This is a genomic window from Pseudomonas sp. OTU750018 (assembly GCF_011636575.1).
Lineage (GTDB): Bacteria > Pseudomonadota > Gammaproteobacteria > Pseudomonadales > Pseudomonadaceae > Aquipseudomonas > Aquipseudomonas peli.
In genome coordinates, this window is the sequence record NZ_JAAPAU010000004.1 from 285,660 (window position 1) to 299,106 (window position 13,447).

The 13,447-nt window shown below is 61.0% G+C and carries 10 protein-coding genes and 1 pseudogene; 5 read left to right on the plus strand and 6 right to left on the minus strand.

Annotation, left to right across the window (positions count from 1 at the left end; translation table 11 throughout):
* Window positions 1–20: 20 nt before the first annotated feature.
* The 5 genes from HCI85_RS20030 to HCI85_RS20050 form a co-directional block, all read right to left on the minus strand.
* Window positions 21–1,118, minus strand: a complete 1,098-nt coding sequence (locus HCI85_RS20030; RefSeq protein ID WP_167147549.1) for an ABC transporter permease — start codon at window positions 1,116–1,118, stop codon at window positions 21–23.
* 11 nt (window positions 1,119–1,129) lie between these two features.
* Entirely contained in the window at window positions 1,130–2,704 is a 1,575-nt protein-coding gene (locus HCI85_RS20035) for an ABC transporter ATP-binding protein (RefSeq protein ID WP_446730799.1), read from the minus strand.
* A gap of 261 nt (window positions 2,705–2,965) precedes the next feature.
* A complete protein-coding gene (locus tag HCI85_RS20040; RefSeq protein WP_167147552.1) occupies window positions 2,966–3,550 on the minus strand; it encodes an IMPACT family protein in 585 nt (194 codons plus the stop codon).
* Window positions 3,550–4,221: a TetR/AcrR family transcriptional regulator gene (locus HCI85_RS20045; RefSeq protein WP_167147555.1), complete on the minus strand. Its 672-nt coding sequence runs from the start codon at window positions 4,219–4,221 to the stop codon at window positions 3,550–3,552. Before HCI85_RS20045 ends, HCI85_RS20040 begins: the two co-directional genes overlap by 1 nt.
* 324 nt (window positions 4,222–4,545) lie before the next feature.
* Entirely contained in the window at window positions 4,546–5,463 is a 918-nt protein-coding gene (locus tag HCI85_RS20050) for a LysR family transcriptional regulator (protein ID WP_167147558.1), read from the minus strand.
* A 145-nt stretch (window positions 5,464–5,608) separates the two neighbouring features.
* Between HCI85_RS20050 and HCI85_RS20055 the strand changes: the two genes are divergently transcribed.
* The 3 genes from HCI85_RS20055 (at window position 5,609) to HCI85_RS20065 (ending at window position 9,637) form a co-directional block, all read left to right on the plus strand.
* On the plus strand, window positions 5,609–6,955 hold the full coding sequence (locus HCI85_RS20055; protein WP_167147561.1) for an aspartate aminotransferase family protein: 1,347 nt from the start codon (window positions 5,609–5,611) through the stop codon (window positions 6,953–6,955).
* A gap of 80 nt (window positions 6,956–7,035) precedes the next feature.
* Window positions 7,036–8,532: a CoA-acylating methylmalonate-semialdehyde dehydrogenase gene (locus HCI85_RS20060; protein WP_167147564.1), complete on the plus strand. Its 1,497-nt coding sequence runs from the start codon at window positions 7,036–7,038 to the stop codon at window positions 8,530–8,532.
* 334 nt (window positions 8,533–8,866) lie between these two features.
* On the plus strand, window positions 8,867–9,637 hold the full coding sequence (locus HCI85_RS20065) for a gamma-glutamyl-gamma-aminobutyrate hydrolase family protein (protein ID WP_446730800.1): 771 nt from the start codon (window positions 8,867–8,869) through the stop codon (window positions 9,635–9,637).
* Between the two features lie 80 nt (window positions 9,638–9,717).
* On the opposite strand, the gene HCI85_RS20070 is transcribed toward HCI85_RS20065, so the two are convergent.
* Window positions 9,718–10,455: a hypothetical protein gene (locus HCI85_RS20070; protein ID WP_167147570.1), complete on the minus strand. Its 738-nt coding sequence runs from the start codon at window positions 10,453–10,455 to the stop codon at window positions 9,718–9,720.
* Window positions 10,456–11,471: 1,016 nt separating this feature from the next.
* Here HCI85_RS20070 and HCI85_RS21400 point away from each other — a divergent pair.
* Together HCI85_RS21400 and HCI85_RS21405 are read left to right on the plus strand one after the other, a co-directional pair.
* Window positions 11,472–12,578: pseudogene (locus HCI85_RS21400) on the plus strand (cache domain-containing protein); the annotation flags it as partial.
* A gap of 90 nt (window positions 12,579–12,668) precedes the next feature.
* Window positions 12,669–13,439, plus strand: a complete 771-nt coding sequence (locus HCI85_RS21405) for a methyl-accepting chemotaxis protein (protein ID WP_446730801.1) — start codon at window positions 12,669–12,671, stop codon at window positions 13,437–13,439.
* Window positions 13,440–13,447: the final 8 nt, after the last annotated feature.

The window sequence follows — 13,447 nt, forward strand, 5'->3', positions numbered from 1 at the left end:
GAATTCCTACAGATACGTTGTCAGGCCATTGCTTCGGCGTTGGTTGTGCGCTGCGCCCATTTCCACTTCAGTCGTGGCCGATAGAGGATCAGCACGTCGCAGGCGAGCAGGAAGAACAGCATCATTCCCTGGAACAGCTGGGTGATCGCCTGGGGCAGGTTCATGGTCATCTGCGCGTTCTCGCCGCCCAGGTAGAGCAGGGCCATCAACAGGCTGGCGCAGACAATGCCGAGCGGATTCAGGCGGCCAAGAAAGGCCACGGTGATCGCCGCGTAGCCGTAGCCCGGCGATACTTGCGGCACCAGTTGGCCAATCGGCCCGGCCACTTCCCCCACACCCGCCAGCCCGGCCAGGCCGCCGCTGACCAGCAGGGCAAACCACACCAGGCGTTTTTCGCGAAAACCGACAAAACCGGCTGCGCGGCGGTCGAGGCCGAGCACCTTGATCTGAAAACCCAGAAAGCTCTTGTGCAGCAACACCCACACCGCCACCAGCGCCAACAGGGCGAAATACAAACCGGCATGCAGGCGACCGTCTTCACTCACCAGCGGCAGGCGGCTGGCATCGCCGAACATCGCCGACTCAGGGAAGTTGAAACCGGCCGGGTCTTTCAACGGGCCGTGTACGAAGAACAGCAGCAGGTTCAGCGCGATGTAGTTGAGCATGATGCTGGTGAGGATTTCGTTGGCATTGAATTGCGTACGCAACCAAGCAGTCAGGCCGCCCCAGGCCGCGCCCGCCGCTACACCGGCAAGCACCACCCAGACCAGCGCCCAGCGGCTGTCCCAATCGATGATCTGGATCGCCATGGCGCTACCAGCCAGCGCGCCGAGCAGCAGTTGGCCTTCCGCACCGATGTTCCAGATGCGCGCCTGATAGGCCACAGCCAGGCCGAGAGCGCAGAGCAAAATCGGCAGCGCCTTGACCAGCAGTTCAGAGACGCCATACCAGTCGGCCAGCGGCGCGATCAGCAGGGTGTGCAGGGTGTCCAGTGGGTCGTGGCCGAGCAGGGCGAATAACAGCGCGCCGCTGCATAGGGTCAGCACGGCGGCGAGCAGCGGCGACAACCAGAGCATGGCGCGCGATTGCTGGCCGCGCGGTTCGAGGGATAACAGCATGGAAAACTCCGTCAGCTCAGGTGGGCAGCAGGGGCTGCGAGCGGGCTTGTGATAGGGGGCAGTGGAGCGAACTCGCCGGCCATCCAACGGCCGACTTCTACGGCTTCGGTTTCTGCGGTGGCGGCCAGGGGCGAGAGCTTGCCGCTGCAAAGCGCGCCGATGCGGTCGCTGATCTGGAACAGCTCGTCGAGGTCTTCGGAGATCACCAGAATCGCCGCGCCGGCATCGCGCAGGGCAATCAGCGCACGATGAATCGCCGCCGCCGCGCCCACGTCCACGCCCCAGGTCGGGTGCGCGGCGACCAGCAGTTTGGGGTTCTGCAGAATCTCGCGGCCGAGGATAAATTTCTGCAGATTGCCGCCGGACAGGCTGCGCGCGGGCGTCTCAGCATCCGGTGTTTTCACCGCAAAGCGCTGGATGATTTCGTCAGCCAGGGCGCGCACCTTGCCGCGCTGAACCAGTCCCTTGCTCAGCAAACCCTGCTGGAAAGCGGTGAGCAGGGCGTTATCACTCAGGCTCATATCCGGCACCGCACCATGACCCAACCGTTCAGCCGGGACAAAGGCCAGGCCCAGCTTGCGCCGAGCATCCGGGTACAGGTCGGCGATGGGTTGAGCGTCCAGGCTGATGCGTTCGCGCTCGCTGCGCGGCAGGCGGGTTTCGCCACTGAGCAGGGCCAGCAGTTCGTCCTGACCATTGCCGGCGACCCCGGCGATGCCGACGATCTCGCCGCTGCGCACTTCCAGGCGGATCTGGCTGAGGGTGCAGCCGAACGGGTCGGCGTTGTGCCAGCTGAGGTCATCCACACGCAGACGCGGCAGACCGCCGTAAGCTTTCGGGTAGCTGCTTTCCAGGCCTTCGGCGTCGCCGACCATCAGCCGCGCCAGTTGCAGGTCGCTGCACTCGGCCGGCACGCAATGCCCCGACACCTTGCCGCCGCGCAGCACCGTGGCGCTCTGGCACAGGGCGCGCACCTCGCCGAGCTTGTGGCTGATAAACAGGATGCTGCAGCCCTCGGCAGCCAGGCGGCGCAGGGTGACGAACAGCTCATCGGCCTCCTGCGGGGTGAGCACCGAGGTTGGCTCATCGAGGATCAAGAGTTTGATGTCCTGCATCAGGCAGCGGACGATCTCCACCCGCTGCCGCTCACCGATGGACAGGCTGTGCACCAGCCGGCCCGGTTCCAGGGCCATGCCGTAACGCTGGGAGACTTCGCGGATTTTCGGTTCCAGCTGCTTCGGCGTACCGGCCGCTGCGCCCATGGCCAAGGCGATGTTCTCCGCCACGCTCAAAGTCTCGAACAGCGAGAAATGCTGGAACACCATGCCCACGCCCAGGCTACGTGCCATGGACGGGTCGCGCATTTTCAGCGGTTTGCCCTGCCAGCGAATTTCGCCGCTATCGGGTTGGGTGACGCCGTAGATGATCTTCATCAGCGTGCTTTTGCCGGCACCGTTCTCGCCGAGTAGCGCATGGATTTCCCCAGGCGCGATGCTCAGATCGATACGGTCGTTGGCCAGGCAGCCGGGGTAACGCTTGCTGATACCGCTCAGCTGCAAGCGTGGAACAGAAGGGGAACTGGACATGGACAGAGGCTCGGGAATGACAACTGCCCTGGCTAAAGCAAAAAGCTGGCCATAGGGTCAGAAAAGCCGCTGTGCAGGGCTGCCCGATGACTCGGTGAGAAACCATGCAACTAGGCTGCGTCAGCATGGTGCGTGCGGTCGGTGGTTGTTACGTTTTGGCGCATCGCGGCCAAGGCTGTGCTGGCCTGGGGGGAGTCGCGGCTAAAGCCCCTCCCACAGGTTTGTGGTGCATCGTGGGAGGGGCTTTAGCCGCGACAGGCTCTACAGCGGCCGCAACTCAATCCGCCCACGGCTGATATACGCCAGCAGCCGCTGCAGTTCGGCAACCCGTGGCGCGGGGAGGGCCAGCTGCAGTTCGGCTCCGCTGGCGTCGTAGCTTTCGTTCTCCAGCAGGCAGTCGAGTTCCGTCAGGCGCGCCTTGAGCAGCGGCAGTTCGGCAAACAGGCAGTGGCAGCGATAGGAGTCGCGGGCTACCAATTCGATGCGCGGCGCGGCTTGCAGGCATTTATTGGCGCTGCCGCCATAGGCGCGGGCCAGGCCGCCGGTGCCCAGCTGGATGCCGCCGTAGAAGCGAATCACCAGCACCGCCACCTGATCCATCTCCTGAGCTTCGATAGCCGCGAGGATCGGCCGGCCGGCGGTGCCGCCCGGCTCGCCGTCATCACTAAAACGGTATTGCGCACCCACCTTCCACGCCCAGCAGTTGTGGCTGGCGCTGGCATCGCTGTGCGCAGTGATAAACGCCAGCGCCTCGGCCGCGCTGGCAACCGGCGCGGCGAGGGCGATAAAGCGGCTTTTGCGAATCTCCTCGCGGTAGTCGCAAGGGCCGAGCAGGGTGAAGGGCATCAGGCGTCTTTGGCGGGCGGGGTCAGGCCGCAGCCCTTGAGGATGATGGCGATCAGCTGGTCGGCGGCTTCTTCGTAATCGGCTTTCACCAGGCGCGAGCGGCCGGTGACGCGGCAGATCTGCGAGGCAAAGTCGGCGTAATGCTGGGTGCTGCCCCACAGCAGGTAGATAAGGTGCACCGGATCCACCGGGTCCATCTTGCCGGCGGCGCTCCAGGCTTCGAACACCGCGGCGCGGCCACGGAACCAGGCCTGGTAATCCTGATTGAGCATCTGCGAGAGGTGCTCGCCACCGCTGATTACTTCCATGGCGTAGATGCGCGAAGCTTTCGGGTGGCGGCGGGAAAACTCCATCTTGGCGCGGATATAACCGGCCAGCGCGATGGCGGGATCATCGTCCACGCTCAGGTTGTTGAAGGTGTTGTCCCACAGCTCAAGGATGTTCACCAGCACCGCCTGATACAGCCCCAGCTTGTTGCTGAAGTAGTAATGCAGGTTGGCCTTGGGCAGACCAACGTTCTGCGCGATGGTGTTCATGCTGGTGCCTTTGAAGCCGTGGCGGGCGAACTCTTCCTCGGCGGCCTTGATGATCGCCTCTTCGTTTTTCTGCCGAATCCGGCCGGCAGGTTTGTTGTTCGGATCGGCTCGGTGCGCAAGTACTTCAACAGTCATGGGCGGTTCCGCAGTGGTCAGGTTTTCGGACGACTGCACTGATAACCCAGAGCCGCCGAGGTGACAAGCGCGAGGGGCAGAAAAAGCTGGTTAAGCGCCATTTGCCGGGCCTTGTGCACTGTCTTTGTGCGAAAAACGACGCGTAACAGCAGGTTGTGCAGTGATCCAAAGCGCGGCGGATCAACAGGCCGTTGAAAAACGTAGGCGAGGCAGGCAAGACAAGGCAAAAACAGGCGAGGAAGCGGAGTTTACGAGCTGTAAATGAGCATTCCGAGCCTGTTTTTAACGCCGTATTGCCAACGCAGGTAGTTTTGCAGCGGCCTGTTAACCTTCGGCCAGGGCCTCCAGAAAGCTCTCCAGCACCAGATGCGGGCGGCGGCCTTTGCGTGTCACTGAGGCCAGGCTGATGTCATAGAAGCGGCTGGCCGGCTTGAGCACGCGTAGGCGGCCTTGCTGCACCCAGGCCTGTGCGTAGTGATCGGGTAGGTAACCGATATAGCGTCCGGTGAGGATGAGAAAGGCCATGCCTTCGCGGTCCGAGGCGCTGGCCGTGCAATTGAGCGCCTGGTAGTGGCTCTGCACTTCGGGCGGTAGGCGGAAGGTCGGCGCGATGGCCTCCTGAGCGTTCAGCCGCTCATCCTCTAACTGTTGATCATCGACATAGAACAGCGGGTGGCCGACCGCGCAGTAGAGCAGCGAACGCTCGTCGTACAGTGCCTGGTATTCCAGCCCGGACAGCGCCGTGACCTGCGGCACCACGCCGATGTGCAGGCGGCTGTCGAGCACGCCTTGCTCCACCTCGCTCGGCGGGGTCATGCGGATGTGGATATGCACATCCGGGCCGCGCTCCTTCAATCGCGCCAAGGCATTGGTGATGCGCATATGCGGCACCGTCACCAGGTTGTCGGTCAGGCCGATATTCAGCTCGCCGCGCAGGTGCTGGTGCAGGCCGTTGACCTCCGTGCGAAAGCTCTCCAGTGCGGCCAGCAACTGCTGGGTGCTCTGGTAGACCTCGCGGCCTTCTTCGGTCAGGGCAAAGCCGGCGCGGCCGCGTTGGCACAGGCGCAGGCCGAGGCGTTGTTCCAAGTCGCTCATCTGCTGGCTTATCGCCGAGCGGCCGATGCCCAAAGCGCTTTCCGCCGCAGAAAAACCGCCGCACTCCACCACGCTACGAAACAGCTTGAGCAGGCGGATATCAAAGTCGCTGACTTGGGCCAATGGGTCGGGGCGGCGAGTGCTCATGGTGAGGTGCTCATGGTGAGGTCTTTGTTTAGCGAGCGCTTAACTAAAGATAAGAAGAGTCGTGTTTTCCTGACTCTAAGCCCGTGGCACCTTTACTGGCAACAGATTCGACTTTACCGCTTCAATCGCCCACACCGAGGCCACCATGAACATGCCGCAGATCGAAGTCCCGTCCCTGGCCAGCCAGCTCAAGCTGGATGCGCACTGGATGCCGTTTTCCGCCAACCGCAACTTCAAGCGCGACCCGCGTTTGATCGTCGGCGCCGATGGCAATCACTTCATCGATGACAAGGGCCGTCGCGTATTCGACAGCCTGTCCGGCCTGTGGACCTGTGGCGCTGGGCACAACCGCAAGGAAATTCAGGAGGCCGTGGCCAAGCAGCTGGGCACCCTGGATTACGCACCGGGCTTCCAGTACGGCCACCCGCTGTCCTATCAGCTGGCCGAGAAAATCACCGAGCTAACCCCAGCCGGCCTCGATCACGTGTTCTACACCGACTCCGGCTCCGAGTGCGCCGACACCTCAGTGAAGATGGCCAAGGCCTACTGGCGCCTGAAAGGCCAACCGAGCAAAACCAAATTTATTGGCCGCGCCCGTGGCTACCACGGCGTGAACATCGCCGGCACCTCGCTGGGTGGCATTGGCGGTAACCGCAAGATGTTCGGCCAGATGATGGACGCCGACCACCTGCCACACACCCTGCAGTCGCACCTGGCCTTCACCAAGGGCATGGCGGCTACTGGCGGTGTTGAGCTGGCCAACGAGCTGCTGAAACTGATCGAACTGCACGACGCCTCGAACATTGCCGCGGTGATTGTCGAGCCGATGTCTGGCTCCGCCGGGGTTATCGTGCCGCCAGTGGGCTACCTGCAGCGCCTGCGTGAGATATGCACGCAGTACAACATCCTGCTGATCTTCGACGAAGTGATCACCGCCTACGGCCGTATGGGCAAGTGGACCGGTGCCGAGTTCTTCGGCGTGGTGCCGGACATCATGAACACCGCCAAACAGGTCACCAACGGCGCGATTCCACTGGGTGCGGTGATCGCTTCCAGCGAGATCTACAACACCTTCATGAACCAAGCGATCCCTGAGCACATGGTCGAGTTCGGTCACGGCTACACCTACTCGGGTCACCCGGTGGCGTGCGCCGCAGGCCTGGCGACGCTGGAGTTGCTGCAGCGCGACAACCTGATCGAGCAATCGGCTGCCCTGGCACCGATCTTTGAAGACAAGCTGCACAGCCTCAAAGGCAGCAAGAACGTAGTCGACATCCGCAACTGCGGCCTGGCCGGCGCGATCCAGATCGCCCCGCGTGACGGCGACCCGGTGATCCGCCCGTTCGAGGCCGGTATCAAACTGTGGAACGCCGGCTTCTACGTGCGCTTCGGTGGCGACACCCTGCAGTTCGGGCCAACCTTCAACACCAAGCCCGAGCAGCTGGACTCCGTGTTCAACGCCGTCGGTGATGTGCTGAACAGCCTCGACTAAGCGCCCCCTCATTCCCTGCAGGAGCCAGCAGCCAGCAGCCAGGCTCCTGCAAAAACAAGATCCGTTATTAAGGAATTGCCATGACCCTCGTTAACCACCTGATCCACGGCGAACTGACTGCCGGTACCGGCCGCAGCGCTGACGTGTTCAACCCGTCCACCGGCGCGGCTACCAAGAAAGTCGCCCTGGCCGACCGCGCCACCATGCAACTGGCCATCGACTCGGCCAAGAGCGCCTTCCCGGCCTGGCGCAACACCCCGCCAGCCAAGCGTGCCCAGGTGATGTTCCGCTTCAAGCAACTGCTGGAGCAGCACGAAGCGACCATCTCCAAGTTGATCAGCGAAGAGCACGGCAAAACCCTCGAAGACGCCGCTGGTGAACTCAAGCGCGGTATCGAGAACGTCGAATTCGCCTGCGCCGCCCCGGAAATCCTCAAGGGCGAGTATAGCCGCAACGTCGGCCCGAACATCGACGCCTGGAGCGACATGCAGCCAATCGGCGTCGTGGCCGGCATCACCCCGTTCAACTTCCCGGCCATGGTGCCGTTGTGGATGTACCCGCTGGCCATCGTCTGCGGCAACTGCTTTATCTTGAAGCCGTCCGAGCGTGACCCAAGCTCTACCCTGTATATCGCCCAACTGCTGATCGAGGCCGGTTTGCCGAAAGGCGTGCTCAACGTCGTGCACGGCGACAAGGAAGCGGTGGATGCGCTGATCGAAGCGCCAGAAGTCAAAGCCCTGAGCTTTGTCGGCTCCACGCCGATTGCCGAATACATCTACAGCGAAGGCACCAAGCGCGGTAAGCGCGTCCAGGCCCTGGGCGGCGCGAAGAACCACGCCGTGCTGATGCCCGATGCCGACCTGGACAACGCTGTCAGCGCACTGATGGGCGCCGCTTACGGTTCTTGCGGCGAGCGCTGCATGGCCATCTCCGTGGCCGTGTGCGTAGGCGACCAGATCGCTGATGCACTGGTCGAGAAGATCGTGCCGCAAATCAAGGCGCTGAAAATCGGTGCCGGCACCTCCTGCGGCCTGGACATGGGTCCGCTGGTTACCGGCGCGGCGCGTGACAAGGTAAAAGGCTACATCGATGCTGGTGTGGCCCAGGGCGCAAGCCTGGTGGTTGACGGTCGTGACCTGGTGGTGGCAGGCAATGAAAACGGCTTCTTCGTCGGCGGCACCCTGTTCGACAAGGTGACCCCGGAGATGACCATCTACACCGACGAAATCTTCGGCCCAGTGCTGTGCATCGTCCGCGTCGGCAGCCTGGAAGCGGCCATGCAGCTGATCAACGACCACGAATACGGCAACGGCACCTGCATCTTCACCCGCGACGGTGAAGCCGCACGGCTGTTCTGCGACGAAATCGAAGTCGGCATGGTCGGCGTCAACGTACCGCTGCCGGTACCGGTCAGCTACCACAGCTTCGGCGGCTGGAAGCGCTCGCTGTTCGGCGACCTGCATGCCTACGGTCCGGACGGTGTGCGCTTCTACACCCGCAAAAAAGCCATCACCCAGCGCTGGCCGCAGCGCGCTTCGCATGAGGCGGCGCAGTTCGCCTTCCCAAGCAACGGCTAAGTAACACCCAGGGGGCTGATCGCAGGATCAGCCTCCTTTTTTGATGTGGATGACGACCTGTAGGAGCCAGCTTGCTGGCGATCTTTCGCGACCATCGCCAGCCAATTGGCCTGAATAACGCCTCACCCACAGGCGCAACTATTCCGTAGGAGCGGCACCGCAACACGCTTTACTTAACAAACCAGCCGCGCGGGCGCGGCGTTGGTGCAGTGACCGCAGGTTACGGCACCCCTTGGGTGAGCGGGTTCAGGGTTTCCTGACCCGTAAGCCCGCTCTCCCAAGGGCAGCCCACTTCAATTATTTATGAAGAGGACTCCTTGCAATGAGCAAACCCATGATTGGCCTTCCCCTATGCCGTTGGCAGCTGACCAGCCGTGATATCGGCTGGTTTCACCTGGTCGGTGAGAAGTACATCCACGCCGTCACCGGCTTCGGTGCCTTCCCGCTCATGATCCCGGCTTTTGGCGATGATCTGGACATGGACACCGTGCTGGATAGCGTCAGCGGCATCATGTTCGGCGGCTCACTCTCCAACGTGCACCCCAGCTTCTATGGCGACGACCATCCCGGGCTCGGCCTGGCCGACAAACCCCGTGATGAAACCGTACTGCGCCTGCTGCGCGCCTGTATTGATCGCGGCATTCCCTTCCTCGGCATCTGCCGGGGCATGCAGGAAATGAACGTGTTGTTTGGCGGCACCCTGCACCGTGAAGTGCACGAGGTTGAAGGGCGCCTTGATCACCGCGAGGTGAAGGACGTACCGGATGATGTGGCCTACGGCCCGATCCATAACGTCACTCTGACCGAAGGCGGTTTGTTGCATCGAGTGATTGGCGATCGCGAAATGATGGTTAATTCGCTGCACGGGCAGGGGATTGATCGGTTGGGTGAAGGTCTGCAGGTTGAGGCGGTTTGTGATGATGGGCAGATCGAGGCGGTCAGCGTGACTGGCGCTAAGGCGTTTGCGCTGGGCGTGCAGTGGCACCCGGAGTATCGCTATTGGGAGAACCCGCAGTACGACAAATTGCTACAGGCGTTTCATGATGCGGCGAAGGCGTATCAGGCCAAAAAGCTTGAGGCGCGTCTGGAGGCGGTGGAGGCTTGATTAGCGCGAGCTGAGCGGTTGGTTGAAACAAAAAGGCCCGTCGAGTGACGGGCCTTTTTGTTTTATTGGTATCGGCGTGCTCAACCCATCCTACTTCCGTATTCATCTGCGAGGTTCACCAGCGCATCAAGTCTGGCGCAGCCATCTCGAAGTAATGGCTCAACTCTGAGAACCAACGAGATGATGAATGCTATTCGGATGCCTACCGCGCAGCAGTTCAATATTGCCCAGTTAATCTGCCGGCTGTTCGCCTGATGTAGGGCCTCCGTTTTTAGAATTAGGTCATCGCCCCACTCGGGGGTGCTGATGTACGGGAGTATCCCTTCCGGATTCGGGTGGCCGCCCTTGTCGATTAACGTTTGGTAGAGCTCTTTCAGCAATGACCCCGTACCTTGCAGATCGCTATCTAGTTTTTCAGCGGCGCAGTGAACTGCGCGACCGAACGCATCTCTAGAAGCTTTACTCGCCGCTTTGTTCACGTGTCTATTCACCCAAATAGCAGCTAGCGAATTATCTTTTGAAATCAAATAGGCGCAGCAAGCTGATTCTAATGCTGGCTTGAGTACCGGGAAAATTGCGGAGGTGTGTCCGGACAAGGCTTGTTTAATCGCATTGAACAACAGCTCGACCGCGTTTGAGGCTAGGAGGTGGATCACTGGGCCAATATCACGCTCGCCCACAAATATCTCTTTACTGAAAAGTGCGTCCAGCGCATGAACGAGTGGCATCGTTAATGGTGGGTTGGTCTTGTGGGCAGCATAAATACTATCGGTAGCCGTTAGATAGTCAGACATCGTTGGGTGGTTGACGTACTTCATGGCAGAACCTCAAAAGATGTCGGCTAGTTGAAATGGAAATAAACACGTAATAGGGGGCGATCCAAAACTCAAAGTTATTGTTTTTAGTTGTGGGTGGTGAGCGGGGTTGGTGGCCTGTGTCTTCCATGTGAAATCATCAACTACAGACCTTAATCGGAGTGCTAGTCGTAAACCTGTGCGAAACCGCAGTCTAAAGCGGTTGAGTCGGTAAAGTCTGTGGTGTTGGTCAGGCCCTGGGCTGTGGTGCTTGCACTAACGGTTCCGCCCTTACGGCGGGTCACTTCTGGCAAACGCCCCAGAAGTAACCAAGAGGTCTTGCCCCTTGCATTCGGGTCTCGCTGCGCTCGACTTCCCTCGTTCCATCATTGCTCCAGGGGCCCACCGCGAAGGGCCATCCCTGGCCCATCGCGGCTTTCGCGGCATCCATGCCGCTCAACCCCTTCCACAACGATTCCACTCGGCCTCCTGATGGGGCGTTTGGCGTTGTCTGTGAGATTGGTGTTGTAGAAGCAAAGCAAATTGTAGGAGCGGGCTTGCCCGCGATTCTGTTGCTTTGGCCTTTTCGCTCTGCCTTCCAGAAACCGCCTAGGCGACGCGGTCCCCGAATCCCGTCAGGAGGCCGAGCGTAGGTGCTGTGGAGAGGGGCGTTTGGCATGGATGCCAAACGAGGCATGCCGGGCCATGGATGGCCCGTCTTGCCGACCCTCGGAACAGCACCGGAGCGAGGGGAGTTGAGCGCAGCGAAACCCGGATGCCGGGCGCGCTTTCTCTTTGGTTACTTTCTCTTTCGCGCGAGCAAAGAGAAAGTGGCTCGGCGTAAAGCCGAAACCAGTAAGCAGAGCCAATACACCGGCGGCGGAATACCTGCGATCAACCAATCACCGATTTACCGCGACAGTCGCTTTCGCGCGGCAGCTGTGTCGTGGTGAGGCCAGCGCTGGCGCTGTCATACGCCTTAACTATCCTCTACAAGCGCCGATAGAGCGTATTACTGGCCAGCTAGAAGGCGATGTCCCATGAATATCAAATCCAAACTGTTGCTGAGCTTTCTGGTGGCAACCCTGATTCCGGTTCTGGTGGTGGCGCTGCTGACGATTCGCAATGTCACGCAGCAGGCTAAAGAGAACTTTCTGGTGTCCAGCAGCCTGGATATGAAGCTGGTGAACAACAGCTTTGCCACTTTCTTTGATTCGGTGGGCCACACCGTTTCCGCCCTGGCGGAATACCCCGCGGTGCAGGATGCCCAGAACGGCGAGCTGACCACCTACTTCGGTGAGGCGCGCAAACCGGGCGAGGTGGCGACCGCCAATGGTGGACGCGAGAAGCAGATCTTCGATTACTTCTCCAGTATCGGTAAGAACAACCCCACCTTCGGCTACGTGTACATGAGCGATACCAAGGGCGGCTATGTGGAGTGGCCGGGCACCGGGGATTACGGTGACTGGGACCCGCGCCAACGCGAGTGGTACCCCATTGGCCGCGACGCCAATTTCACCCTGGCCCGCCGCGACGGTTATTACTGGGAGCCGGATGACGCGGTGTATGTCTCGGTGCTCAAAGGCTTCAAGGACACCGCCGGGCAGTTTGCCGGGGTGGTGGCGGTGGATGTGTCGCTCAAGGCGCTGACGGATATGGCGCAGAAGGTGCGCTTTGGTGAAACCGGTTTTCTGATGCTGGCGGAGGGCAGCGGCACCTTGCTGGTGGATGGCCTCAAGCCGGATAACAACTTCAAGAAGGTCAGCGAGCTGCCCGGCGAGCACTTTGCGGTTATCGGCAAAACCGAGAACGGCCTGGTGGAGGTGGAGATTGATGGGGTGGCTTATATGGCCAACGTTTACACCTCGCCTGAGCTGGGCTGGAAGTTTGTTGGCTTCAAGCAAGCCGACGAGATTTACGCGAGCGCCCGTGAGCTGACCTGGATCACCCTGATTGTCTGCGTGGTTCTGGTGCTGGTATTCGGCGCGGCTGGGGTGGTGATCGCCAACCGTATCGTCAACCCGATCAACCTGGTGAAGGACGGGCTACGCACCATCGCTCAGGGTGAAGGTGACCTGACCCGCCGCCTGGACCTGCTCAGCAAGGATGAAACCGGCGAGCTGGCCAAGTGGTTCAATCAGTTTATTGCGTCGATCCAGGGCATGATCCGGGTGATCAAGGAGAACGCCATCAGCATGGATGGGGTTTCCAGTGATACCAACAAGCGCACCACGGCGATGTCGGCCACGCTGCAACGCCAGTTGAGTTCGGTGGAGCAGATCGTCACGGCGGTGACCGAGATGTCCTCGGCGGCCAACGAGGTGGCCAAGACCTGTGTACAAACCGCCGATGTGTCGGAGCAGGGGCTGGTGGCCACGCGCAATGGCAAAGAGGTGATCGCCCGCAGTACGTCCGGGGTCAACAAGCTCGGCGCCAGCATCCAGAACTCCAACAAGGTGCTTCAGGAGCTGGAGAAGGAAACGGTCAACATCAACAACATCCTCTCGACCATTCAGCAGATCGCCGAACAGACCAACCTGCTGGCCTTGAACGCGGCCATCGAAGCCGCCCGTGCGGGCGAGCAGGGGCGCGGGTTTGCGGTGGTGGCGGATGAAGTACGCAACCTGGCCAAACGCACCCAGGACTCCACCGAACAGATCAACAATATCCTCAACCTGCTGGTCAACCGCATCAAGGAAGTGACGGTGAGCATGGACCAAAGCCTGGTCGAGTCAGGCAAAGCCATTGTGCTGTCCGATGAGGTCATGGCCGCCTTCGAGAGCATTGAAGGCAAGGTGCAGATGATCCGCGACATGACCATGCAGATCGCCACGGCAACCGAGGAGCAGCACCTGGTGACCGAGGAAATCAACCAGAACATCGTCGCCATCAACGACGCGGTGACGCAAATATCGGTGCAGGCCGCCGAGGTGGAGAGCTACGCCCAGGAACAAAGCAGCCTGAGCAGTGAGCTGAAACAGCTGGTGGTACGTTTCCGTACGGAGTAGGCCGGCCG

Excerpts from the sequence above, each read along its gene's own strand:
- HCI85_RS20030 (WP_167147549.1), bottom strand. The coding sequence starts at position 1,118 with ATGCTGTTATCCCTCGAACCGCGCGGCCAGCAATCGCGCGCCATGCTC.
- HCI85_RS20035 (WP_446730799.1), bottom strand. The coding sequence starts at position 2,704 with ATGTCCAGTTCCCCTTCTGTTCCACGCTTGCAGCTGAGCGGTATCAGC.
- HCI85_RS20040 (WP_167147552.1), bottom strand. The coding sequence starts at position 3,550 with ATGCCCTTCACCCTGCTCGGCCCTTGCGACTACCGCGAGGAGATTCGC.
- HCI85_RS20045 (WP_167147555.1), bottom strand. The coding sequence starts at position 4,221 with ATGACTGTTGAAGTACTTGCGCACCGAGCCGATCCGAACAACAAACCT.
- HCI85_RS20050 (WP_167147558.1), bottom strand. The coding sequence starts at position 5,463 with ATGAGCACTCGCCGCCCCGACCCATTGGCCCAAGTCAGCGACTTTGAT.
- HCI85_RS20055 (WP_167147561.1), top strand. The coding sequence starts at position 5,609 with ATGAACATGCCGCAGATCGAAGTCCCGTCCCTGGCCAGCCAGCTCAAG.
- HCI85_RS20060 (WP_167147564.1), top strand. The coding sequence starts at position 7,036 with ATGACCCTCGTTAACCACCTGATCCACGGCGAACTGACTGCCGGTACC.
- HCI85_RS20065 (WP_446730800.1), top strand. The coding sequence starts at position 8,867 with ATGATTGGCCTTCCCCTATGCCGTTGGCAGCTGACCAGCCGTGATATC.
- HCI85_RS20070 (WP_167147570.1), bottom strand. The coding sequence starts at position 10,455 with ATGAAGTACGTCAACCACCCAACGATGTCTGACTATCTAACGGCTACC.
- HCI85_RS21405 (WP_446730801.1), top strand. The coding sequence starts at position 12,669 with ATGTCGGCCACGCTGCAACGCCAGTTGAGTTCGGTGGAGCAGATCGTC.